Annotated in this window: 18 protein-coding genes; 10 read left to right on the top strand and 8 right to left on the bottom strand. The window is 64.0% G+C overall.

All coding sequences use genetic code 11. From position 1 onward, the window contains the following. The first annotated feature begins 125 nt into the window (after positions 1-125). Both LB529_RS15940 and LB529_RS15945 read left to right on the top strand, forming a co-directional pair. Entirely contained in the window at positions 126-833 is a 708-nt protein-coding gene (locus tag LB529_RS15940) for an antitoxin Xre/MbcA/ParS toxin-binding domain-containing protein (RefSeq protein WP_224711597.1), read from the top strand. Between the two features lie 377 nt (positions 834-1,210). Further along, complete coding sequence (locus tag LB529_RS15945; RefSeq protein ID WP_140846668.1) at positions 1,211-2,374, top strand: porin; 1,164 nt, start codon at positions 1,211-1,213, stop codon at positions 2,372-2,374. 102 nt (positions 2,375-2,476) lie between these two features. On the opposite strand, the gene LB529_RS15950 is transcribed toward LB529_RS15945, so the two are convergent. Continuing rightward, positions 2,477-4,756 (bottom strand): NADP-dependent malic enzyme, encoded by a 2,280-nt coding sequence (locus LB529_RS15950; RefSeq protein ID WP_095766100.1) that lies wholly within the window; start codon positions 4,754-4,756, stop codon positions 2,477-2,479. A gap of 135 nt (positions 4,757-4,891) precedes the next feature. Further along, complete coding sequence (locus LB529_RS15955) at positions 4,892-6,079, bottom strand: glycosyltransferase (RefSeq protein WP_224711598.1); 1,188 nt, start codon at positions 6,077-6,079, stop codon at positions 4,892-4,894. A gap of 165 nt (positions 6,080-6,244) precedes the next feature. Here LB529_RS15955 and mutS point away from each other — a divergent pair, with 165 nt between their 5' ends. From mutS to LB529_RS15970, 3 genes are all read left to right on the top strand, one after another. After that, complete coding sequence (mutS, locus tag LB529_RS15960; protein WP_224711599.1) at positions 6,245-8,977, top strand: DNA mismatch repair protein MutS; 2,733 nt, start codon at positions 6,245-6,247, stop codon at positions 8,975-8,977. 77 nt (positions 8,978-9,054) lie between these two features. Continuing rightward, a complete protein-coding gene (locus LB529_RS15965) occupies positions 9,055-9,519 on the top strand; it encodes a DUF1348 family protein (protein WP_224526995.1) in 465 nt (154 codons plus the stop codon). A gap of 64 nt (positions 9,520-9,583) precedes the next feature. Continuing rightward, positions 9,584-10,153, top strand: coding sequence for a TetR/AcrR family transcriptional regulator (locus tag LB529_RS15970; protein ID WP_140846590.1), 570 nt, complete (start codon positions 9,584-9,586; stop codon positions 10,151-10,153). 8 nt (positions 10,154-10,161) lie between these two features. Here LB529_RS15970 and LB529_RS15975 read toward each other — a convergent pair whose 3' ends face one another. The 4 genes from LB529_RS15975 to LB529_RS15990 form a co-directional block, all read right to left on the bottom strand. Beyond that, a complete protein-coding gene (locus tag LB529_RS15975; protein WP_224711600.1) occupies positions 10,162-10,971 on the bottom strand; it encodes an MBL fold metallo-hydrolase in 810 nt (269 codons plus the stop codon). Between the two features lie 426 nt (positions 10,972-11,397). After that, positions 11,398-12,243 carry an aldo/keto reductase gene (locus tag LB529_RS15980; RefSeq protein ID WP_224711601.1) on the bottom strand — a complete coding sequence of 282 codons (846 nt, stop codon included), beginning with the start codon at positions 12,241-12,243 and terminating at the stop codon, positions 11,398-11,400. Positions 12,244-12,332: 89 nt separating this feature from the next. Further along, positions 12,333-12,722 (bottom strand): DUF305 domain-containing protein, encoded by a 390-nt coding sequence (locus LB529_RS15985; RefSeq protein WP_224711602.1) that lies wholly within the window; start codon positions 12,720-12,722, stop codon positions 12,333-12,335. Between the two features lie 41 nt (positions 12,723-12,763). Continuing rightward, positions 12,764-15,268: a heavy metal translocating P-type ATPase gene (locus tag LB529_RS15990; RefSeq protein WP_224711603.1), complete on the bottom strand. Its 2,505-nt coding sequence runs from the start codon at positions 15,266-15,268 to the stop codon at positions 12,764-12,766. A gap of 184 nt (positions 15,269-15,452) precedes the next feature. Here LB529_RS15990 and LB529_RS15995 point away from each other — a divergent pair, with 184 nt between their 5' ends. Then, complete coding sequence (locus LB529_RS15995; protein WP_224711604.1) at positions 15,453-18,254, top strand: [protein-PII] uridylyltransferase; 2,802 nt, start codon at positions 15,453-15,455, stop codon at positions 18,252-18,254. Between the two features lie 39 nt (positions 18,255-18,293). Continuing rightward, entirely contained in the window at positions 18,294-19,901 is a 1,608-nt protein-coding gene (murJ, locus tag LB529_RS16000; protein ID WP_224711605.1) for a murein biosynthesis integral membrane protein MurJ, read from the top strand. Here murJ and LB529_RS16005 read toward each other — a convergent pair. Together LB529_RS16005 and LB529_RS16010 are read right to left on the bottom strand one after the other, a co-directional pair. Continuing rightward, on the bottom strand, positions 19,876-20,280 hold the full coding sequence (locus LB529_RS16005) for a type II toxin-antitoxin system VapC family toxin (protein ID WP_095766110.1): 405 nt from the start codon (positions 20,278-20,280) through the stop codon (positions 19,876-19,878). The two genes, murJ and LB529_RS16005, sit on opposite strands and share 26 nt — an antisense overlap. After that, on the bottom strand, positions 20,280-20,525 hold the full coding sequence (locus LB529_RS16010) for a type II toxin-antitoxin system VapB family antitoxin (protein ID WP_095766111.1): 246 nt from the start codon (positions 20,523-20,525) through the stop codon (positions 20,280-20,282). Before LB529_RS16010 ends, LB529_RS16005 begins: the two co-directional genes overlap by 1 nt. A gap of 234 nt (positions 20,526-20,759) precedes the next feature. On the opposite strand from LB529_RS16010, the gene trpS reads away from it, so the two are divergent. The 3 genes from trpS to LB529_RS16025 all read left to right on the top strand — a co-directional run bounded on the left by trpS (position 20,760) and on the right by LB529_RS16025 (position 23,188). Then, the gene (gene trpS, locus LB529_RS16015; RefSeq protein WP_224711606.1) at positions 20,760-21,827 is read left to right on the top strand and encodes a tryptophan--tRNA ligase; all 1,068 of its coding nucleotides are present in this window, start codon (positions 20,760-20,762) and stop codon (positions 21,825-21,827) included. A 98-nt stretch (positions 21,828-21,925) separates the two neighbouring features. Continuing rightward, the gene (locus tag LB529_RS16020) at positions 21,926-22,417 is read left to right on the top strand and encodes a universal stress protein (RefSeq protein WP_095766113.1); all 492 of its coding nucleotides are present in this window, start codon (positions 21,926-21,928) and stop codon (positions 22,415-22,417) included. Positions 22,418-22,618: 201 nt separating this feature from the next. Continuing rightward, positions 22,619-23,188 carry a NifU family protein gene (locus LB529_RS16025; RefSeq protein WP_224711607.1) on the top strand — a complete coding sequence of 190 codons (570 nt, stop codon included), beginning with the start codon at positions 22,619-22,621 and terminating at the stop codon, positions 23,186-23,188. Positions 23,189-23,277: the final 89 nt, after the last annotated feature.

Raw genomic sequence — 23,277 nt, forward strand, 5'->3', positions numbered from 1 at the left:
GTGAAGATGCATGCCAGCAACCTGCCGGGCCGCGGCGTTCGTTGCCGCCGCAGTTTTTGCTTTCCGCAATAAGAATTTCAGCATCGGCCGGCGCCTGGGAGGAGCGCGGACCGCAAGACAGATTCATGACCAGATTCCAGAACTCGTCCGACGGGATTTCACAAGAGGCATTGGCAGGCCTGGTCGCCGAGGCGGTGCAGCAGGCGCTGACGCAGCAGGGCGTCCTGCTTGACACCGAGGCGCTGACTTCAGCCGGCAAGATTGCCGGCCATGTGGCCGCTGCCCTTCCCTTCCTGCCATCTGCGCAGCGCCTTGCAATCGATTCCTTCAAGGGCGATTGGACCGGCCTTGCCTCCGATTTTCTCCGCGAAATTGCGGAAAAGATAGCGAGCGGGGATTCGACCCTCCCCGACCGCAGCTTCGAGCCCCCGCCGAAACCGGAAGCAGGAAGGCCGATTGCACCGCATATCGCCGAGCGCGCCGCGGATCTCCAGTCGATGCTGATCGAGGATTGGGCCGGCGAAGTCGCCGGCTCCACCTATCTCGAGGACAAGCTCCGTATCCCGCGGTCGACGCTGCATCGCTGGCAAAGGCGCGGCGAGGTCATTGCGCTGCGCAAGGGCGGCCGCAAACATGTCTTCCCATTAGCCCAATTCGTCGACGGCAGGCCGGTTCCCGGGATCAGCGACGTGCTTTCGGCGATCGCCAATCCGAGACTTGCCTGGTTTTGGCTGACCCGACCCTCGCCCGAGCTCGACGGTCGGATCCCCATCGAGATGTTACGGGAAGACATGGTCGAGGACGTGCTCCGCGCGACACGTACTCTATCCTGACTCCTGTTTCGCGGAGTCGATTCTATGCTTATCTGGATTTTTAGAAAACTTGTCCGGCAAATCGCTTGTCATAAAACTGTAATAATTGGCACATTTGGCACATTGTGCAGGTTACCTGACGTTCCGATTGTACTTATTGTTCAGAATGTTCCATCTTTGCATTTATGTGACGTGATATTTGCGCAACAAGACTTCTACAAGAGTTCAAAAAGCTGCCTTTCCGACACAACCCCTGTTGTGTGAGGCCAACGATTAGGCCATGTCCAAGGCGAAGAAGCGGCGCCGGTGCGCGTGCTTTTTCAACGATGGGGACGGGGGTGGCAAAGCCGAACGGCACGTCAGGCCTGTCTTGAACCTTTGACTGGAGATTCAAGAAAATGAACATCAAGAGCCTTCTACTCGGCTCCGCTGCGGCTCTGATCGCAGTTTCGGGCGCCCGCGCCGCCGACGCGGTCACCGTCGCCGAGCCGGAACCGGCCGAATACGTGAAGATCTGCGACGTCTATGGCGCCGGCTATTTCTACATCCCCGGCACCGAGACCTGCCTGCGCGTCGGCGGCTACATCCGCTATGACGCCGGCTTCGGCGACGTCGGCACTTTCGACGGCCGCAAGACCACCGACGTTCAGGACGGCGACTCGCAGAACAGCTGGAACAAGAACGCCCGTTTTAACCTGAAGACTTGGACCGGCCAGGAGACCGAGCTCGGCACGTTGAAGACCTATACCGAGACGCGTTTCAACTTCAAGAATGGTGGCCCGACGAGCACGCCAACGCTGAACTTCGCTTGGATCCAGCTGGGCGGGCTGCGCGTCGGCAAGGACGAGACGCCTTATGACTCGTTCATCGGCTATGCCGGCAACGTCATCCAGGACACGACCATCCCGTACGGCATAAAGGACACCAATGTCGTCAGCTACTACTTCGATGCTGGCAGCGGCTTCTCGGGCGTGATCTCCCTTGAAGAAGGATCGGACGTTACAGGTCTTGCTACCGGCACGGGTACGGGCGTTATCGCAGGCACGATCGACAGCTACGTTCCGCATGTCGTCGGCGGTCTGAAGTATAAGGGCGACTGGGGTGCGATCACCGGCGTCGTTGCCTATGACAGCAACTACGAAGAAGTGGCCGGCAAGGTTCGCCTGGATGTCAATGTCACCAAGGAACTGACGCTGTTCATCATGGGCGGCTACGGTACGGACGATAACTTCCGCGACGCGGGTAACGCCATCAACACCCATGGCCGCGGCTTCTACAAGCCGTGGGGCGGCAACTGGGCTGTCTGGGGTGGCGGCACCTACAAGTTCGACGCCAAGACTTCGTTCAACCTCCAGGCTTCGGCTGACGACGACAAGAACTACGCCGTGGCTGCGAACATCGCCTACAGCATCGTTCCGGGCTTCACGATCACAGGCGAAGTTGATTGGGACCATTTCGGCAGGTTTGACGATGGGATCGGTGACACCAATGTCGTCGACTGGACCAAGGCCGACAAGAAGAACAGCGTCGGCGGCATCGTTCGCTTCCAGCGCAATTTCTGATCGGACTGGCGATCTCAGGGAAGGCTCGCGGCATCGCCGCGGGCCTTTTCCAATTCCAAACGTTGGCGATGTGGGCAAACGCCTCGTCAGCAAACGCCTTCGTCAGTTGCCCGCCGTATAAGCTGCAATTGCCGCCATATTGACGATGTCGCTGTCTTTGGCATTCAGCGACACAATCTGCACCGGCTTGTTGAGGCCGACCAGCAGCGGGCCGATGACGGTCGAGCCGCCGAGCTCCTGCAGCATCTTGGTCGAGATCGAGGCCGAGTGGAATGCCGGCATCACCAGCACATTGGCCGGTCCCGTCAGGCGAATGAAAGGATACTGCGCCATGGCGCGCGGGTTCAGCGCCACGTCGGCGGCCATCTCACCGTCATACTCGAAATCGACGCGGCGCTTGTCGAGGATGCGCACCGCTTCCTGCACGCGCTCGGAACGCTCGCCCTGCGGATGGCCGAAGGTGGAATAGGCGAGCATGGCGAGCCTTGGCTCGTAGCCCATGCGGCGGGCAAAACCGGCCGCCTCCTCGGCGATGTCCGCGATCTGCTCGGCGTTCGGCATGTCGTGCACGGCGGTGTCGGCGACCAACACGGTGCGGCCGCGCGCCAGCACGATCGAGACGCCGATGACGCGGTGGCCCGGCTTGGCGTCAATGATGCGGCGCACGTCGTCGAGCGCGGTGGAATAGTTGCGAGTCACACCCGTGACGATGCCGTCGGCGTCGCCCAGCGCCACCATGCAGGCGGCGAAATGGTTGCGGTCGTTGTTGATCAGCCGCTGGCAGTCGCGGAACAGGAAACCCTTCCGCTGCATGCGCTCGTAGAGATAGTCGGTGTAGATGCCGTTGCGGCGCGACAGCCTGGCGTTGATGATCTCGATGCCCGGCTTGTTGAGGTCGATGCCGGCATTGCGGGCATTGTCCTTGATGACGTCGTCGCGACCGAGCAGGATCGCCGTGCCGAGCCTCTGGTTCACGTAGGAGACGGCGGCGCGCATCACCTGCTCCTCCTCGCCCTCGGCAAAGACGATGCGCTTGGGCTGGCGGCGCACACGGTCGTAGATGCGCTGCAAGGTCGAGGCGATCGGGTCACGGCGCGCGGACAGTTCCTGCGCATAGCGGTCGAGATCGAGGATCGGCTTGCGGGCGACGCCGGATTCCATCGCCGCCTTGGCCACCGCCAGCGGGATCGCCGAGATCAGGCGCGGATCGAATGGCACCGGAATGATGTAGTTGGGGCCGAATTTCGGCCGGTTGCCCTGATAGGCGGCGGCGACGTCGTCCGGCACGTCCTGGCGCGCCAGCTCGGCAAGCCCCCTGGCGGCCGCGATCTTCATCTCGTCGTTGATGGTGGTGGCGCGCACATCCAGCGCGCCGCGGAAGATATAGGGGAAGCCCAGAACATTGTTGACCTGGTTTGGGTAGTCGGAGCGGCCGGTGGCCATGATGGCGTCGGTGCGGATCTCGGCCACTTCCTCCGGCGTGATCTCCGGATCGGGATTGGCCATGGCGAAGATGATCGGGTTCTTGGCCATCGACTGCACCATGGCAGTGGTGAGCGCGCCCTTGGCAGACAGGCCGAGGAAAACGTCTGCGCCGTCCAGCGCTTCGGCCAGGCTGCGCGCCTCGGTCTTGACCGCATGCGCCGACTTCCACTGGTTCATGCCTTCGGTGCGGCCCTGGAAGACCACGCCCTTGGTGTCGCATAGGATGATATTTTCGGGCGAAAAACCCATCGCCTTCATCAATTCGATGCAGGCGATGCCGGCGGCGCCGGCGCCGTTGCAGACCATCTTCGTGGTCTTCATGTCGCGGCCGGTGATCTCCAGCGCGTTGATCAGCCCGGCGGCCGAGATGATGGCCGTGCCATGCTGATCGTCATGGAAGACGGGAATGTCCATCAGCTCGCGCAGCCGCTGCTCGATGATGAAGCACTCGGGCGCCTTGATATCCTCGAGATTGATGCCGCCGAAGGACGGCCCGAGGAAGCGCACGCAATTGATGAACTCGTCGGCGTCCTCGGTCGCCACTTCGAGGTCGATCGAATCGACATCGGCGAAGCGCTTGAACAGCACCGCCTTGCCTTCCATCACCGGCTTCGAGGCCAGCGCGCCGAGATTGCCGAGGCCGAGGATGGCGGTGCCGTTGGAGATGACGGCGACCATGTTGCCGCGCGTCGTATAGTCGAAGGCGCGGCTCGGATCCTCGGCGATGGCGCGCACGGGAACGGCGACGCCCGGCGAATAGGCGAGGCTCAGATCGCGTTGCGTCGCCATAGGCTTGGTGGCGACGATCTCCAGCTTGCCGGGTCGTCCCATGGCGTGGAACTCCAGCGCCTCCTCGGGACTGACGGAGGGGCCGCTGCTTTCCGTTTTCCTGGCCATGTTGCTGACGCTTCTCCCACCATTTCGCGCTCTTGCGGCGCATTGTTTTGAATTACCCGCTTAAGGCTACACGCCGCCGCTGTAAACCGCCAAGCGATCCAGCGATTTTGTTCCTCCGTCGGCGCAGATAAGCGGTCAAATCTTGCCCGATGAGATCGCGGCAATCTCGCGCAGGTGCTCGCGTACCGGGGCCCACCGCGTCAGCCCCGAGGTGCCGGCGAACGGCCATTCGGAGAAAGGCGGATCGTTGCTTCCCATGCGCTGCTTAAGCGCCGAGAGATAGGCCATCAGTTCCAGCCGTTGCGCCCTCACCCTTTCCAGCGTGCGGCCACGAATCTCCTCGCGCGGGATGGCGCGGTCGCGAAGTCGCTCGACCGCGCGGCGGATTGCGGCCGGCTCCGGCTCGGCGATAACGCAGTAGTCCGGATCGAAATAGACGTCGCGGCCGCCGATGCTCGGCGTCGAGACGATCGGCAGGCCGGCCAGCAGATACTCCATGCTGGAATACATCGCCCCTTCCACCGCCGACAGGCAGAGCCCGACCGCGGCCCGGTTGTAGACGCGGTTGACCTCGTAAGGCGGCATCCGCCCGGGCAGGCCGTCAACGAGGGGATTGGCGATGCTGTGAAGCGGCGATTGCGCCTGCAGCCGGCGGATGAAGGCGCGGTCGCCGGCCGGCGGCAATTCGCCGATCGAGGATGTCACATGGACCAGTCTTTCGATCTCGAAGGCGAGGTGGTGCCGCTTGGTGTGCGAGATGCGGCCATTGTAGACGGCATCGTACTCGACCGGCACGTCCGGCAGCGGCCGGAAGACGTCTTCCGAAATCATCCGATTGTGATTGGAGAAGATCGCTGTGCCGCCAACGCCTGCAATCAGACGGCGCTCTTCCTCTGTGTTGCAGAGGAAGATCAGGTCATGGTTGGGGCAGACCGCGGCGAACCACGCGAGATCCTTGCGTATCTGCTCGACGACGGCAGGCCTCTCCAGCGTCCAGTTCGGCATCAGAAGGAAGGTCGCGCGTGCTGGCACCATGCGCCGGCAGAGGGCAGCGAGAGCGTAAAGCGGGCGCCGGCCGCCGACAGGTATGTAGAGGATCAACGGATCGCGACTGAAGATATGGACGGGTATGTCGATGCCGCCGTCGAGGCCGGAGAGCGGCCCGCGCGTCGGCAGGATGAAGGGAAACCGTGTCCGCACCCACGCCTTGACTTTGGTTCTGGTGCGGTTGGCGCGGTTGGTGGCAAGAAGCCGCACACGCCTGAGCGGCGAGCCGACCGGGCCGACCATCTCCTCGAACGTCTCGTGTCCGTCCTTCTTCATTGCCCGCTATCTTCTCCTGATCCCGAACGATCCATATGTCGGCCGCCGGCATGAGGCAACACGCCCTACGCGTCCGTCCTGCCGATGGTGGCAACGGCCCACTCGTCCCCCGTTTTTGCAACCGCCGGCATTAAACCGCCCGCTCACATCTGCTAGCGTGCCGGGATGGATATGCGAACCCCGGAAGAACACAACGCCACGGCGGCACCGGCACCGTTTGTCACGGCCGGCGTCACGCCGATGATGGAGCAATTCATCGAGATCAAGGCGGCGAACCCGGATTCGCTGCTGTTCTACCGCATGGGCGATTTCTACGAGCTGTTCTTCGACGACGCGGAGAAGGCGAGCCAGGCGCTCGGCATCGTCTTGACCAAGCGGGGCAAGCACCAGGGCAATGACATCCCGATGTGTGGCGTGCCGGTGCATGCGGCGGACGACTATCTGCAGAAGCTGATCGCGCAAGGCTTTCGCGTTGCCGTGTGCGAGCAGATCGAGGACCCGGCCGAAGCCAAGAAACGCGGCTCCAAATCGGTGGTGCGCCGCGACGTGGTGCGGCTGGTCACGCCAGGCACCATCACCGAGGACAAGCTGCTCGCGCCCTCGGAATCGAGCTTCCTGATGGCGCTTGGCCGCGTGAAGGGAGGCGCGACCAGCCAAGCCGGCTTCGCGCTGGCCTGGATCGACATTTCGACAGGCGCCTTCCGCGTTGCCGAGACGAACGTCGAGCGGCTGCTTGCTGACATCTTCCGCGTCGACCCGCGCGAGCTGATCGTCGCCGAGCCGGTTTTCCATGATCCGGAGCTCAGGCCCGTGTTCGACGTGCTGGGCCGCGTCGCCAATCCGCAGCCGCCGTCGCTGTTCGATTCGGCCTCGGCCACCGGACGCATCGCGCGCTTCTTCGAGGTTGCGACGCCGGACAGTTTCGGCACCTTCTCACGCGCCGAGCTGTCGGCGATCTCGGGCGCCATCGCCTATGTCGAAAAAACGCAGAAAGCGGAGCGGCCGCCGCTGTCGCGGCCCGAGCGCGAGGAGCAGGGCTCGACGCTGTTCATCGATCCGGCGACGCGCGCCAATCTGGAACTGCTGCGTACGCTGTCCGGCAGCCGCGACGGCTCGCTGTTCAAGGCGATCGACCGCACTGTGACGGGGGGCGGCGCGCGACTGCTCGCCGACCGGCTGATGGCGCCATTGACCGATCCAACAGCAATCGCGGCCAGGCTGGATTCGGTGTCGTTCTTCCGTTCCGAGATGCGGCTCTGCCAGGGCCTGCGGGCGAGCCTCAAAAGCGTCGCCGACATGCCGCGCGCGCTGTCCAGGCTGGCGCTCAACCGCGGCGGACCGCGCGACCTGGGCGCGCTGCGCGCCGGCTTCGAGGCGGCCGGCGCGATCGCCGAATTGTTCGCGGCGGCCGATCTGCCCGCCGAGCTCGCTGCGGCATTGGCCGCGATCAAGGCCTTGCCCGAGGCGCTTGCCCGCCACCTCAGCGAAGCGCTCGACGACGAGCTGCCGCTGATCAAGCGCGACGGCGGCTTCGTGCGGTCGAGCTACAATGCCGAGCTCGACGAGATGCGGGCGCTGCGCGACGAATCGCGAAAGGTGATCGCCGGGCTGGAGCGCTCGCTGATCGAAGAGACCGGCATCCGCTCGCTGAAGATCCGGCACAACAATGTGCTCGGCTATTACATCGAGGTGACGGCCAATCACCATTCGATCATGACCGGCAACGATGCCGCCAAGGCGCGCTTCATTCATCGCCAGACCATGGCCAACGCCATGCGCTTCACCACGACCGAGCTGGCGGAGCTGGAATCGAAGATCGCCAACGCCGCCGACCGGGCGCTGAGCATCGAGCTCGCCGCTTTCGACCGGCTGACCGCGGAAGTGGTGGGCGAGGCCGAACGGATCCGCGCCGGCGCCGACGCGCTTGCGGCTCTGGATGTTTCGTCGGCGCTGGCATTGCTTTCCGAAAGCGAGGGCTGGTGCCGGCCGCTGGTGGATTCGAGCCTCGCCTTCGAAATTGCCGGCGGGCGCCACCCTGTGGTCGAACAGGCGCTCAGGCGTTCCGGCGATGGCCCGTTCGTCGCCAATGATTGCGACCTGTCGCCTCAGGGCGGCGCCAAGGCCGGCGCGATCTGGCTGCTCACAGGCCCGAATATGGGCGGCAAATCGACGTTCCTCAGGCAGAACGCGCTGATAGCCATCCTTGCCCAGACCGGTTCCTTCGTGCCGGCGCAAAGCGCCCATATCGGCGTGGTCGACCGGCTGTTCTCGCGCGTCGGCGCCTCGGACGACCTGGCGCGCGGCCGCTCGACCTTCATGGTCGAGATGGTCGAGACGGCGGCGATCCTCAACCAGGCCGGCGAGCGGGCGCTGGTCATCCTCGACGAGATCGGCCGCGGCACGGCAACTTTCGACGGCCTGTCGATCGCCTGGGCGGCGGTCGAATATCTGCATGAGAAGAACCGCTGCCGGGCGATTTTTGCCACGCATTTCCATGAGATGACGGCGCTGGCGGGCAAGCTCCCCCGACTTCACAACGTCACCATGCGGGTGAAGGAATGGGAAGGCGACGTCGTCTTTCTGCACGAGGTCGGCAAGGGCGCGGCCGACCGCTCCTACGGCGTACAGGTGGCGCGGCTCGCCGGCCTGCCGGAAGCCGTCGTCGCCCGCGCCAAGGAAGTGCTGCACCAGCTCGAAGAGGGCGAAGTCTCGGGCAAGACCAATCGGCTGGTCGACGATCTGCCGCTGTTTTCGGTGGCGGTGAAACGCGAAGCGCCGAAACCCGCCAAAAGCGATGCGCTGGGCGAAGCGCTCGGCGCGATCAATCCGGACGAGATGACGCCGCGCGAGGCGCTGGAGGCGCTCTACCGGCTGAAGGGGCTGGCAACGAAGCAGTAGAACCAGGCGTGGCCTTGACTGATTGTACCGGTCGGTACAATGTCGGTTATCGACGATTGGAACCGACAGGAGATTTCATGAGCCGTCCGCCATTGCCGCCCTTCACGGCCGAGACAGCGGCGCAAAAGGCGCGCCTCGCCGAGGATGCCTGGAACAGCCGCGACCCGGAACGGGTCTCGCTCGCCTATACCGAGGACAGCAGATGGCGCAACCGGGCCGAGTTCATCTCGGGTCGCGGCGAGATCGTCGATTTCCTCAAGCGCAAATGGGCGCGCGAGTTGGATTATCGCCTGATCAAGGAGGTCTGGACCTGGAATGAAAACCGCATCGCGGTGCGCTTCGCCTATGAATGGCGCGACGACAGCGGCCACTGGTTCCGCTCCTACGGCAACGAGAACTGGGAATTCGACGAGGCCGGGCTGATGCGCCGGCGCGTGGCGAGCATCAACGACCTGCCGATCACGGAGCGCGAGCGGAAATACCACTGGCCGCTCGGCCGCCGGCCGGACGACCATCCCGGCCTTTCGGAACTCGGGCTTTAGAGCATGACCCCAAAAAGTGTGTAGCGGTTTTGGAAAAGATAATGCTCGAACAAGAACACTAAACATGCGGCGCATCGCTCCGGACCACGACCAGTTGCTGGCGATCGTGGCCGAGGTTTTCCGCGAGCACGGCTATGAGGGCGCCAGCCTGGCCTTGATCGGCGAGGCGGCGGGGCTCGGCAAGGGAAGCCTCTATCACTTCTTTCCCGGCGGCAAGGAAGAGATGGCGAGGGCCGTCATTGCCCATATCGACGGCTGGTTCGAGGATAATGTCTTTGCGCCGCTGCGCGACGGCGGCGATCCGTCGGCCGGGATCGAGCAGATGCTCGCGGCGACGGACAGCTACTTCCGCTCCGGGCGCCGGGTCTGTCTCATCGGCGCCTTCGCACTGGAGGCATCCCGCGACCTCTTCGCCAGCCAGATAAGGGACTATTTCGGCCGTTGGGTCGCGCACCTCGCCGATGCGCTGGCGCGACTTGGGCATGGGAAAACCGAAGCCGTCGAACTGGCGGAGGAAACCGTCGCCGCTATCCAGGGCGCGCTCACCCTTGCCCGTGCCGCTGACGATGCCGGGGTATTCTCCCGTACGCTGCGCCGGCTGCGCACGCGGCTCGGGCTGTCGGCCAAGACCTAGCCCCAGTCCTACAGAGGTTCGAAGCGGTAGCCCGTCTCGGTTCGGGAAATCCGGCCCACGCCCGGTGAATCGAGATGCGCTCCTGCAACGCACCAGCCGTTGTCGGTGGCAAGGGCCAATATCTGCAGCCGGGTTGTCCGCGCCTGTTCCTGATCCGCGTCGAACTCCCACGCGACCTCCGGCCGATCGAACTGAAGCGACGGAGCATGCACGAGGTCGCCCCAGACCAACAATGTTTCGCCGCCGCTCGTGACGCGAAAGCAGGTATGGCCGATTTCATGCCCCGAGGCGGCGATTGCCTCGATATTCGCATTCAGGTGCTGGCCCGGGTCCAAGGGCTGCGCTCGATCATGGAAGCGGCTCAACCTCGCTACCGACCGAAACATGTCGAGCTCGGCTCGAGGGACAAGCAAGCGGGAGAGCTGCGGGAAACCGTCCCCGCCATCCGGAAGGATGATCCCTTGGATATGGTCGAGATGGGTGTGGGTAAAGGCGACCGTGCGTATTCGATCGACGGCGATCTTCGCTTCGCTCAGCGCCTGCGGCAGAAAGCCCATCGTCGGGTGCCAGGCGTTCGAGGATCCGGTATCGATCAGCGTGATGTCTTCGCCGTCGTCGATGGCAAAGGCATTGACCGACAATCGGAGCGCGCCATCGAAGAGCGGCACCTGCGGCGGCAGATCGTCGCCGAAAGGCTTGTCTCCCGGCTGGCGCAGTCTCCGGACGGGCATGTCGACGTAACCGTCGCGCAGCGAGGTGACCGTCAAGTCGCCGATTTTATAGGCCGTGTAATGAGGTCCGGCTGAAATTCGTTCCAACACTTGCTCTCTTTCAACCGGGCATTCCGGCGAGGTTTTGGGTTAGTTCCCTCGACAGGGGATTTGAAAGGTTGCGGTTTGTCTTGGTGCAAGATTTTCCGTTCATTTCTGTGAAATCAGCGCAAACGCCGGGATTGGTTGAAGCCGCCGCAACCTCGTCATTCTATGGCGGAGCAAGGAGCGAAGCGACGCGGCGCAGACCATAGAATCTATTCCGTGACCTCGAGGCGTAGCAAGGATGCAGAATTCTGCTTCGCCGCATCCCACGGCCCAGGTCACGGAATGGATTCCAGGGTCTCCGCGACGCCGCTTCGCGGCTTGCTCCGCCCTGGAATGACGATCGCGATGGACGTTTCGGCCAATCTTCAGCGCATGCTGCCCGCCATACAACAGAGCCGGCCGATCAACATCCCTGTGGCAGTGCCACTAAATCATCTCCAGGCCGCGCTTGCGCGTCGGCGGCGGGAAGGCGCGATCGAGCTCGGCAAGGTCTTCCGCCGTCAGAGCGATGTCGAGCGCGGCGGCGTTCTGGCGGACATGCTCCTGGCGGCCGGCCTTCGGGATTGCGATGACGCCGTCCTGCATCATTATCCAGGCAAGCGCGATCTGCGCCGCCGTGGCGTTGTGGCGGGCGGCGACCGCCTCGAGCCGCGCATTGCGGGCCAGCGCGCCCTGCTCCACCGGCGAATAGGCCATCAGCGGTATGCGGCGCTGCCGGCTCCACGGCGCAAGGTCGAATTCGAGCCCGCGCCGCGACAGGTTGTAAAGCACCTGGTTAGTCTGGACATTGCCGCCGGACGGCAGACTGACAAGATTCTCCATCTCGTCGGTGTCGAAATTGCTGACGCCCCAGTGGCGGATCTTGCCTTCCGTTTTTAGCGCCTCGAACGCCTGCACGGTTTCGGAAAGCGGCACGCTGCCCGGCCAATGCAGCAGATAGAGATCGATGCGGTCGGTGGCGAGGCGCTGCAGGCTGCTCTCGCAGGCCCGTTTCACGCCGGCGCGCGAGGCGTTGGAGGGCAGCACCTTGGAGACCAGGAAGGTCTCGTCGCGGCGCCCGGCGATGGCTTGCGCCACCACCTCCTCGGCGCCGCCATCGGCATACATTTCGGCCGTGTCGATCAGCGTCATGCCGAGGTCCAGGCCAAGCTTCAGCGCCGCGACCTCATCGGCGTGGCGCCGTCGATCCTCACCCATCTTCCAGGTGCCTTGGCCCAGCACCGGGACGGTTTCGCCCGACGGCAGCTTCAAGGTTCTGATCAACGAGGGCATGGCCTTCTCCGCGTAAGGCTGGATCGCAGCACAGCCACAGCTGGAAATCCAGACCGACGCCGGCTGGCCGCCCGGATTTCCCGCAGTGACTATTTCGCCGAATGCTTAGCGAGCCAGTCCTGCATCTGCTTGATCTCGGCTTCCTGTGCCGTGACGACGCCTTCAGCGAGCTTGCGTATCTCCGGGTCCTTGCCGTTGGCGATCACCACATTGGCCATGTCGATGGCGCCCTGATGATGCGGGATCATGCCGCGGACGAAATCGACATCGGCATTGCCGGTGTATTTGATCGTCATGTCCTTATGCATCTTCTTCATCGCCTTCTCGTAGCCGACGGTGGCCGGGCTCTGGGCGCCCATCGCCATCTTGGACATGTCGTGCTTCATCTCCTCCGACGAGGCCGGCACGCTTTCGAGGAACAGGGCGAGCAGCATTCCGGCCGCCATCAAAAGCAGCACGATTTTCTTGGCCAGGGTCATTCAAGTCTCCTTCTGTTGGATTTCGTATCTGGGGGATTTGCTCAGAGTTTCAACGTTCTCAGCCGCAGCGCGTTGCCGATCACGGAGACCGATGACAGGCTCATCGCCGCCGCCGCCAGCATCGGCGACAGAAGCGTGCCGGTGAGCGGATAAAGCACGCCGGCCGCGACCGGCACTCCGAGCACGTTGTAGAGGAAGGCGAAGAACAGGTTCTGGCGGATGTTGCGGATCGTCGCCTGGGCGAGCGTGCGTGCCCTGACGATGCCGTTGAGGTCGCCCTTGACCAGCGTGATGCCGGCGCTTTCGACCGCGACATCGGCGCCGGTGCCCATGGCGATGCCGACATCGGCGCCGGCCAGCGCCGGCGCGTCGTTGACACCGTCGCCGGCCATGGCGACGCCGGCGCCCTTGGCACGCAGTTCCTCGACCAGCGCGCCCTTCTCATCCGGCAGCAACCCGGCGCGGACCTCGTCGATGCCCAGCCTGCCGGCGATCGCTCGTGCCGTGCGCTCGTTGTCGCCTGTCGCCATGATGATGCGCAGCCCCTTGTCGTGCAGCGCCTTGATCGCCTCGGCCGTCGTAGTCTTTACCGGATCGGCGACAGCGACGATGCCGGCGAACCTGCCGCCGACGGCCACGAACATGGCCGTCTTGCCGTCGGCCTGCAGCGCCTCGGCATCGGCCGCCGGCGTTTCGACGCCGAGATCAGTCATCATGGCCGCATTGCCGAGCGCGACCTTCCTGCCCGAAATCTTGCCCGAAACGCCCTTGCCGGTGATGGCTTCGAAATCGACCGCGTCGGCCAGCTTCAGGCCGCGCGCGGCGGCGCCCTCGACGATCGCCTCGGCCAGCGGATGCTCGGAGCCCTTTTCCAGCGCGGCCGCGAGGCCGAGCAGCTCGTTCTCGCCGATGCCCGCGGCCGGAACGACATCGGTAAGCCGCGGCTTGCCCTCGGTCAGCGTACCGGTCTTATCGACGATCAGCGTGTCGACCGAGGCGAAACGTTCCAATGCCGCCGCTTCCTTGATCAGCACGCCGGCATGCGCGCCGCGCCCGGTCGCGGTCATGATCGACATCGGCGTCGCAAGGCCAAGCGCGCAGGGACAGGCGATGATCAGCACCGACACCGCCGAGACGATGGCGAAGATCAGGCTCGGTTCGGGGCCGACGAGCGCCCAGGCGATGAACGCCAGGACCGCCACCAGCACGACGGCCGGGACGAAATAGAAGGACACGCGGTCGGCGAGACCCTGGATCGGCGCCCGCGAGCGCTGCGCCTTGGCGACCAGCTCGACAATGCGCGACAGCGTGGTCTCGGCGCCGACCTTCTCGGCGCGCATGACCAGCGAGCCGTTCTTGTTCAGCGTGCCGCCGGTGAGCATGTCGCCTTGCGTCTTCTCGACCGGCAGCGGTTCGCCGGTGATCATCGATTCATCGATCGCCGACCGACCCTCGAGCACGATGCCGTCGACCGGCACGGCATCGCCGGGACGGATGCGCAAGCGGTCGCCCGACTTGACGCTGTCGAGCGGTACGTCCTTCTCGGAGCCGTCGGCGCCGATCAGCCGCGCTGTCTTCGGGGCAAGGTCGAGCAGGGCGCGGATGGCCGAGCCGGTGCGCTCGCGGGCCTTGAGTTCCAGCACCTGGCCGAGAAAGACCAGCGCGACGATAACGGCGGCGGCCTCGAAATAGACCGGGACGGCGCCGTCATGACCGCGGAACTGATGCGGAAAGACGCCCGGGAACAGGGCGGCGATCACGCTGTAGAGGTAGGCGGCCCCGACGCCCAGCGAGATCAGCGTCCACATATTCGGGCTACGGTTGAGGATCGATTCCCAGCCGCGATGGAAGAACGGAAACGCCGCCCACAGAACCACCGGGCTCGCCAGCGCCAGCTCTATCCAGGTCTTGGTGCGGCCGTCGATGAGGGTTTCGAAGCTGAAGCCCAGCATCGGCGCCATGGCAATGACCAGGAGCGGCACGGAGAGCACCGCGCTGACCCAGAACCGGCGGGTGAAATCGACGAGCTCGGGATTCGGGCCTTCCTCGCCTGTCGGCACGCCCATCGGCTCCAGCGCCATGCCGCAGATCGGACAGGAGCCGGGCTTGTCGCGGATGATCTCGGGATGCATTGGGCAGGTGTATTGCGTGCCCTTGGGCATCGGCTGCGGCTCCGGCCGGCCGGCGAGGTATTTTGCCGGCTCCGCCTCGAATTTGGCCTTGCAACCGGGGGAGCAGAAATAGAAGCCCTGCCCTTCATGGCGAACGAAGTGCTTCGCGCTCGCGCGGTCGACGCTCATGCCGCAGACGGGGTCCGTGGCCGTCAAATAGCCCTCGGGCTCCGCCTGGAATTTAGTGCGGCAGCGCTCGCTGCAGAAATGAAAGGTGCGGCCGCCATGCTCGGCCGTCGGCTTGCCGGCCGCCGGATCGACCGTCATGCCGCAGACAGGGTCGCGAAGCACCGCTTCGGTGTCGGGCGCGACATTCTTCGCAGAGCAGCAGCCGCCGCCATGCGCATGATGGTGGGGGTGGTCGGAATGGGTCATCAGCAATACCTCGGAATTCTCGAATTGAGGCGGAGGTAGTCCTTCCAGTAACTGGAAGGTCAAGAGCCGGTTTCGACTTTTGCGAAAATCGGCCGGGCGATTGCGGATTACGCTTCTGCGCGATGGCAATCGCGGCCGCCTGCCCATACACAGCGCCGCGAAAACAGGCTATAGACGCCGCCGAATGGCAAAGATCTCCCTGAAACTCGACGAAATCATCGATGGCGATGCGCTGCGCCGCGACTTGACCGCGTTGACGGCGGCGAGCGCCGGCGACGGTTCAGGACCGGCTGTCCGCACGGCCGTCCTCCAACTGCTCAAGGCCAGGATGGCCGAAGGGCGAAAGATCGCCGAGACCATGCTCAAGCAGGACGGCGGCGGCAATGCCTGCGCCGAGCGGCTGTCGCATCTGATGGATGAACTGATCCGGGCGCTCTATGATTTCGCCGCCACCCATGTCTACCGGGTCAAGAACCGGTCCGCGGCCGAGCGCATGGCGGTCGTTGCCGTCGGCGGCTACGGCCGCGGCACGCTGGCGCCGGGTTCCGACATCGACCTGCTTTTCCTGCTGCCCTATAAGCAGACCCCATGGGGCGAGCAGATCGTCGAATACATGCTCTACATGCTGTGGGACATGGGGCTGAAGGTCGGCCACGCCACCCGCAACATCGACGAGTGCCTCAGGCTGTCGCGCGGCGACATCACCATCCGCACGTCGATCCTCGAGGCGCGGTTCCTGTGGGGCGAACAGAAGCTCTATGAAGAACTGCTCACCCGCTTCGACCATGAAGTGGTGCGCACGACCGGGCCGGAATATGTGCAGGCCAAGCTTGCCGAGCGCGACGAGCGCCACGCCAAGGCCGGCGAAAGCCGCTATCTGGTCGAGCCCAACGTCAAGGACGGCAAGGGCGGTTTGCGCGACCTGCAGACGCTGTTCTGGATCGGCAAATACTTCTATCGCGTGCGCACCGGCGAGGAACTGGTCGAGAAGGGCGTCTTCACCGAGGCCGAATATCGCGAATTCCAGAAGGCCGAGGATTTTCTCTGGGCGGTGCGCTGCCACATGCATTTCCTCACCGGCAAGGCGGAAGAGCGGCTGCATTTCGACATCCAGCGCGAGATCGCCGAGCGGCTGGGCTATACGACGCATCCCGGCCTGTCGGCGGTCGAGCGCTTCATGAAGCACTATTTCCTCGTCGCCAAGGACGTCGGCGACCTCACCCGCATCTTCTGTGCGGCGCTCGAGGAAGAGCAGGCCAAGCATGTGCCGGGCTTCAACCGCATCTTCCTCACCTTCCAGCGGCGCAAGCGCAAGCTTGCCGGCACCTCCGACTTCATCGTCGACAACCACCGCATCAACATCGCCGACGACAGCGTGTTCGAGCGCGACCCGGTCAACCTGCTGAGGCTGTTCTGGTTCGCCGACAAGCACGGATTGGAATTCCACCCCGATGCGCTGAAGCTGCTCACCCGCTCGCTCGGGCTCGTCAACAAGTCGCTCCGGCGCGACGAGGAGGCCAACCGGCTGTTCCTCGACATCCTGACATCGGACCGCAATGCCGAGCTCAATCTCAGGCGCATGAACGAGGCGGGGCTGCTCGGCAGACTGATCCCGGACTTCGGCAAGATCGTCGCCATGATGCAGTTCTCGATGTACCACCACTATACGGTGGACGAGCATCTGATCCGCTGCATCGGCGTGCTGGCCGAGATCGAGCGCGGCGACGGCGCGAAGGTGCATCCGCTGTCGCACACGCTGATGCCTGGCCTGAGAAAGAGCCGTGAGGCGCTCTATGTCGCGGTGCTGCTGCACGACATCGCCAAGGGCCGGCCCGAAGACCATTCGGAAGCCGGCGCCAGGATCGCGCGGCGCATCTGCCCGCATATGGGGCTGTCGGCCGCCGACACCGAGACCGTCGCCTGGCTTGTCGAGAACCATCTTGTGATGTCGATGACAGCGCAGACGCGCGACCTCAACGACCGCAAGACGATCGAGGATTTTGCTTCGATCGTGCAATCGGCCGAGCGGCTGAAGCTGCTTTTGATCCTCACCGTCTGCGATATCAGGGGCGTCGGGCCGGGCGTGTGGAACGGCTGGAAGGGGCAGTTGCTGCGCACGCTCTATTATGAGACCGAACTGCTCCTGACGGGCGGCTTTTCGGAAGTCTCGCGCGCCGAGCGCACGGCCGCGGCGCGCGAGCGGCTGGCCGAGGCACTGTCTGCCTGGCCGGCGAAGGAGCGCAAGCGCTATGTCGCGCAGCACTACGAGAATTACCTTCTGGCGGTTGACCTTGCCGACCAGCTTCGCCATGCCGAATTCATCCGCGAGGCGGATGCGGCCGGCAAGAAGCTTGCCACCATGGTCAAGACGCATGAGTTCGAGGCGGTGACGGAGATCACCGTGCTGGCGCCGGACCATCCGCGCCTGCTTTCGATCATTGCCGGAGCTTGCGCCGCGGCCGGCGGCAACATCGTCGACGCGCAGATCTTCACCACCTCGGACGGCCGCGCGCTGGATTCCATACTGATCTCCAGGGAGTTCGACCGCGACGAGGACGAGCGCCGCCGCGCCGAGCGCGTCGGCCGGCTGATCGAGGACGTGCTTTCGGGCAAGAGCTGGCTGCCCGAGATGATCGAGAAGCGCACCAAGCCGAAGCGCGGCGCCAAGGCGTTCCGGATTCCGCCGCGCGCCGAAATCCGCAACACGCTGTCGAACCGTTTTTCGGTGATCGAGGTCGAGGGGCTGGACCGGCCGGGCCTGCTGTCCGAGATCACCGGGACGCTCTCCGACCTTTCGCTCGACATCGCCTCGGCGCATATCACGACGTTCGGCGAGAAGGTCATCGACACGTTCTACGTCACCGACCTGACCGGACAGAAGATCGACAGCCCGACGCGCACCGCCACCATCCACAAGCGGCTGATCGATACGCTTGAAGGCAATTCGTCCGAACGTAACGGCAAGGCCAAGGCGGCGGCCGAGTGACATCCATTTGACGCAATTTTTCTGGCAGTCGTTCCCAGCATGAGTCTAGTCAAGAAATTCGCCACCGTCGCCTCCGGCACGCTGATGAGCCGTGCGCTGGGCTTCGGCCGCGAGATGCTGATGGCGGCGGCGCTCGGCACCGGACCGGTCGCCGACGCCTTCAACGCCGCCTTCCAGTTTCCCAACACCTTCCGCCGGCTGTTCGCCGAGGGCGCCTTCAACGCCGCTTTCGTGCCGCTGTTCGCCAAGGAGATCGAGCAGCATGGCACCGACGGCGCCAAGCGCTTCTCGGAGGAAGTGTTCGGCGTCCTGTTCTCCGCGCTTCTGGCGCTGACCATCGCGATGGAACTGGCGATGCCGCTGATCGTGCGTTACCTGGTGGCGCCGGGCTTTGCCGACATTCCAGGCAAGTTCGAGACGACTGTCCGGCTTGCGACAATCATGTTCCCGTATCTCATATGCATGTCGCTCGGCGCCATGATGGCCGGGATGCTGAACTCGCTGCGCCGCTATTTCGCGGCGGCGATCGCGCCGGCCTTCCTCAACATTATCCTGATCGGCGTGCTCGCCTATGCCTGGTATCACGGGCTGGACGCGCATGATGTCGGTTTCGGCCTGTCCTGGGGCGTGCTGGCTGCAGGCATCGTGCAACTCGCCATCGTCTGGATCGCGGTGCGTAATGCCGGCATCTCGATCGGCTTCCGCCGGCCGAAGATGACGCCCAACGTCAAGCGGCTGCTGATCCTGGCGCTGCCGGCGGCGATCACCGGCGGCATCACGCAGATCAACCAGCTGATCGGCACGGCGATCGCCTCGGCGCAGAACAGCGCCGTGTCGTCGCTCGCCTATGCCGACCGCATCTACCAGCTGCCGCTCGGCGTCGTCGGTGTGGCCGTCGCCATCGTGCTGTTGCCGGAACTGTCGCGGGCGCTGAAATCGGGCAATTTGGTCGAGGCAGCCAATTTGCAGAACCGCTCGGTCGAGTTCACCTTGTTCATGACGCTGCCCGCCGCCGCGGCGCTCTGGGTGATGTCTGAGCCGATCGTGCGGCTGGTCTATGAGCGCGGCGCCTTCGCCGCCAACCACTCGACGCCGATCGTCGCCTCGATTCTGGCGATCTTCGGCCTCGGCCTGCCCGCCTTCGTTTTGATCAAGGCGTTCACGCCCGGCTATTTCGCCCGCGAGGACACGCGCACGCCGATGATTTTTGCCGCCATCTCGGTCGGCGTGAATGTCGCGACGGCGCTGAGCCTGTTCCCGTCGATGGGCGCGCCGGGCATCGCGGTCGCCTCGGCAGTCGCCGGCTGGGTCAACGCGCTGATGCTGCTCGCCATGCTGATCAGGCGCGGGCATTGGGGCCGCGACGTGCCGCTCTTGCGACGCATTCCCCGGCTGGTGCTCTGCGCCGTGGTCATGGCTGTGGCGCTTTACTTCGCGGAGCGCCACTTTGCCGCGCAGATTGGGCCTGGCTCGCCGCTCGTGGTGAAGGCGACGACGGTGCTTGGGCTGGTCGCCGGAGGCGCCGCGCTCTACTTCATCGCCGCCTTCGGCACCGGCGGCGCCGATTTCGGGATGCTCCGGCGGAACGTCAAGCGTCGTTCACCCAAGGCGCTACCGCCCGTCAGGGAACAGTCTCCAGATCCGTGAGTCGGAATTCGTTGGCCGTAGAAAGTATCGGAACGGCGTAGTATCGGGCGCAAGCGTAGTGGAAGCAGTCCGCCATATTTAGGCGGATAGCATTGTTGCGAAACCGCGCAGCGGCCTCGACGGATAGGGATGTTGCCTCGGATGCAGGCGGAAGCTCGTGCAAGGCAATCGCCCGCTCTTCCAGAAAGCGGTCTACAATCTCCGCGCTTCTGGCGACCGGAATCGCCAGCTTTTCTGGTCGCGCGAGCGCCATCGCTGCCTCCCAAACGGCTATCGCCGACGTGAACGGTGCCGATGCCTTCATGACGGCCTGCGCGCATCGCTCGGCTTCCGTCTCGTTGCTTAGGATTGCGACGATGGCTGCGGCGTCGACAAACATCAGTCGTCGCCGGAAAGTTCATCATAAACGGACTGCGGCAGCGGTTTGCGCGCTTGTTCGCTAAGCTTGATTCCAAACTCGGCTCGCAGTCGTGCCGCCGTTTCCAGCGGCGTCTCGCGATTGCGGCGCCGCTCCAAGGCTTCGCGCATGGCGATCACGATTGCCTCGGTGATGCCGACTCCTTCAGCTTTGGCGAAAGCGCGCGTCAACCTGTCGGCTTCCTTATTGTTGATGTTGATGGTCATGGCTACATTCCTTTATGTAGTTAGAAATATGTAGCCTATGCACGGCAAATGTCAACGTACCGATGCCCCATGCCAGCTCGTCCGGGCCTCTTGATCCCGCAACGGGCTTCGTCCATAAGCGCGCCGTCGCAAGACTTTCGCCGCGCGCGGTTTCCAGCCGCATGATTGGCTCCAAAAAGTCTGCAATTTTTTGGAATCATGCTTAGACGGCCCTCCACAAGCCATGAGGAATTCATGTCCGCCTTCAAGCCACTCGTCTTTTCGGGCGTCCAGCCGACCGGCAACCTGCATCTCGGCAACTATCTCGGCGCCATCAAGAAATTCGTCGCCCTCCAGGAACAGTCCGACTGCATCTATTGCGTCGTCGACCTGCATTCGCTGACGGCGCAGCTCGTGTATCAGGACCTGGGCGACCAGACGCGCTCGATCACCGCAGCGTTCCTGGCCTCCGGCATCGACCCCAAGAAGCACATCGTCTTCAACCAGTCGCGGGTCATGCAGCACGCCGAGCTCGCCTGGATCCTCAACTGTGTGGCACGCATCGGGTGGATGTACCGGATGACGCAGTTCAAGGACAAGGCCGGCAAGGACCGCGAGAACGCCTCGCTCGGCCTGCTCGCCTATCCGAGCCTGATGGCCGCCGACATCCTGCTCTACCGCGCAACCCATGTGCCGGTGGGCGAGGACCAAAAGCAGCATCTGGAGCTGACCCGCGACATCGCCCAGAAATTCAACAACGACTTCTCCGAGAAGATCGCCACACTTGGCGTCGGCGTCGAAATGCAGGTCGGCGAAGAGACGGTGAACGGCTATTTCCCGATCACCGAACCGGTCATCGGCGGCCCGGCGGCGCGCATCATGAGCCTGCGCGACGGCTCAAAGAAGATGTCGAAGTCGGATCCGTCGGATCTCTCGCGCATCAACCTGACCGACGATGCCGACACGATCTCGAAGAAGATCCGCAAGGCCAAGACCGATCCGGAGGCCTTGCCGAGCGAGGTCGACGGGCTGGAAAGCCGGCCCGAAGCGGAGAATCTCGTCGGCATCTATGCCGGCCTCGCGGAAATCTCGAAGGAAGAGGTGCTGAAGGAGTATGGCGGGCAACAGTTTTCAGTGTTCAAGCCGGCGCTTGCCGATCTTGCCGTGGAGAAGCTGGCGCCGATCGCTTCCGAGATGCGCCGCATCGAGGGCGACCGCGCCTATGTCGACGCCGTGCTCAAGGATGGCGGCGACCGGGCCCGCGCGATCGCCGAGGGCACGATGAAGACGGTGCGCGACATTATCGGCCTTCTGCAGGACTGATCCAGCGACCTCCTCGGACCATTGCCGCGCCGACCGGCGGCTTGCCGCCGGTTCGCGGCAGTGGCAGATTGCGACCGAACCATACCGAGCAGATAGACATGGTCTCCAAGCGCCTCAGCCGCGAAGCCGGCCATCGCCGCAAGTTCCTGGCGATCATCGACGACACGCCCGAATGCGAGCGCGCCGTCGCCTATGCCTCGAAGCGGGCGCAAAGCACCAGCGGCGTGCTGGTGCTGCTCTACGTCATCGAGCCGGACGACTTCCAGCACTGGCTGGGTGTGGAAAAGATCATGCGCGAGGAAGCCACGGCGACAGCCCGCGCGGCGCTCGACGGCTACGCCAACAAGGTGCGCCAGCATGCGGGGATCGAGCCGGAGCTGGTGGTGCGCGAAGGCAAGCCGACGGAAGAAATCCACAAACTGATCGAGGAAGACCAGGACATCGCCATCCTTGTGCTGGCCGCCGGCGCCGGCAAGGAAGGCCCAGGGCCGCTGGTCAGCGCGGTCGCCGGGCGCGGCGCGGCTTTTCCCATTCCGGTCACGGTGGTGCCGCAGAACCTGTCCGACGAAGAGATCGACAGCCTAGCTTGAGGTGCTTCGATATTCAGGTGAGGCCGGCCTGCAAATGGCCGCCTGACCTGAATCTCGATCCACCTCGATATTCGTGATAGAAGCCGAAAAACATTCCGCCAGCCAGCCGTTCCAGCGACGCGTTTCGCTTGAATGTCCAGCCGATAGAGCCTATTTAGAATTATTCCAAACTATCGGCCCGGGAAGGGCCTGGAGATACCCATGTTCATCCAGACCGAATCGACGCCGAACCCGGCGACGCTGAAATTCCTGCCGGGCAAGGAAGTGCTGCGCGAAGGCACAGCCGATTTCCGCAACGCCGAAGCCGCGGCGGAGGCCTCGCCGCTGGCCCGCCGCCTGTTTGAGATCCCGGGCGTCACCGGCGTCTTCTTTGGCTATGATTTCATCACCGTGACCAAGGATGGTCCGGACTGGCAGCACCTGAAGCCGGCGATCCTCGGTGCCATCATGGAGCATTTCATGTCCGGTGCGCCGGTCATGGCCGCGACCGCTCCGGCGAGCGAAGCCGGCGAGACCGGCGAGTTCTACGACAAGGCTGACGAAGAGCTGGTGCTGACCATCAAGGAACTGCTCGACACGCGCGTGCGCCCGGCCGTCGCCCAGGACGGCGGCGACATCACCTTCCGCGGCTTCGAGAACGGCACCGTGTTCCTGCACATGAAGGGCGCCTGCGCCGGCTGCCCGTCATCGACGGCAACGCTGAAGCACGGCATCCAGAACCTGCTTCGCCACTTTGTTCCGGAAGTGCAGCAGGTCGAGCAGGTCGCCTGAGAACCCACTGGCCGGCCGCATCGTGCGGCGAAGCGAATTCCGATCCAAGATCGCAAAAACAAAAAACCGGGCCCCAACAGCCCGGTTTT

Source organism: Mesorhizobium sp. CA5 (assembly GCF_020165105.1).
GTDB lineage: Bacteria > Pseudomonadota > Alphaproteobacteria > Rhizobiales > Rhizobiaceae > Mesorhizobium.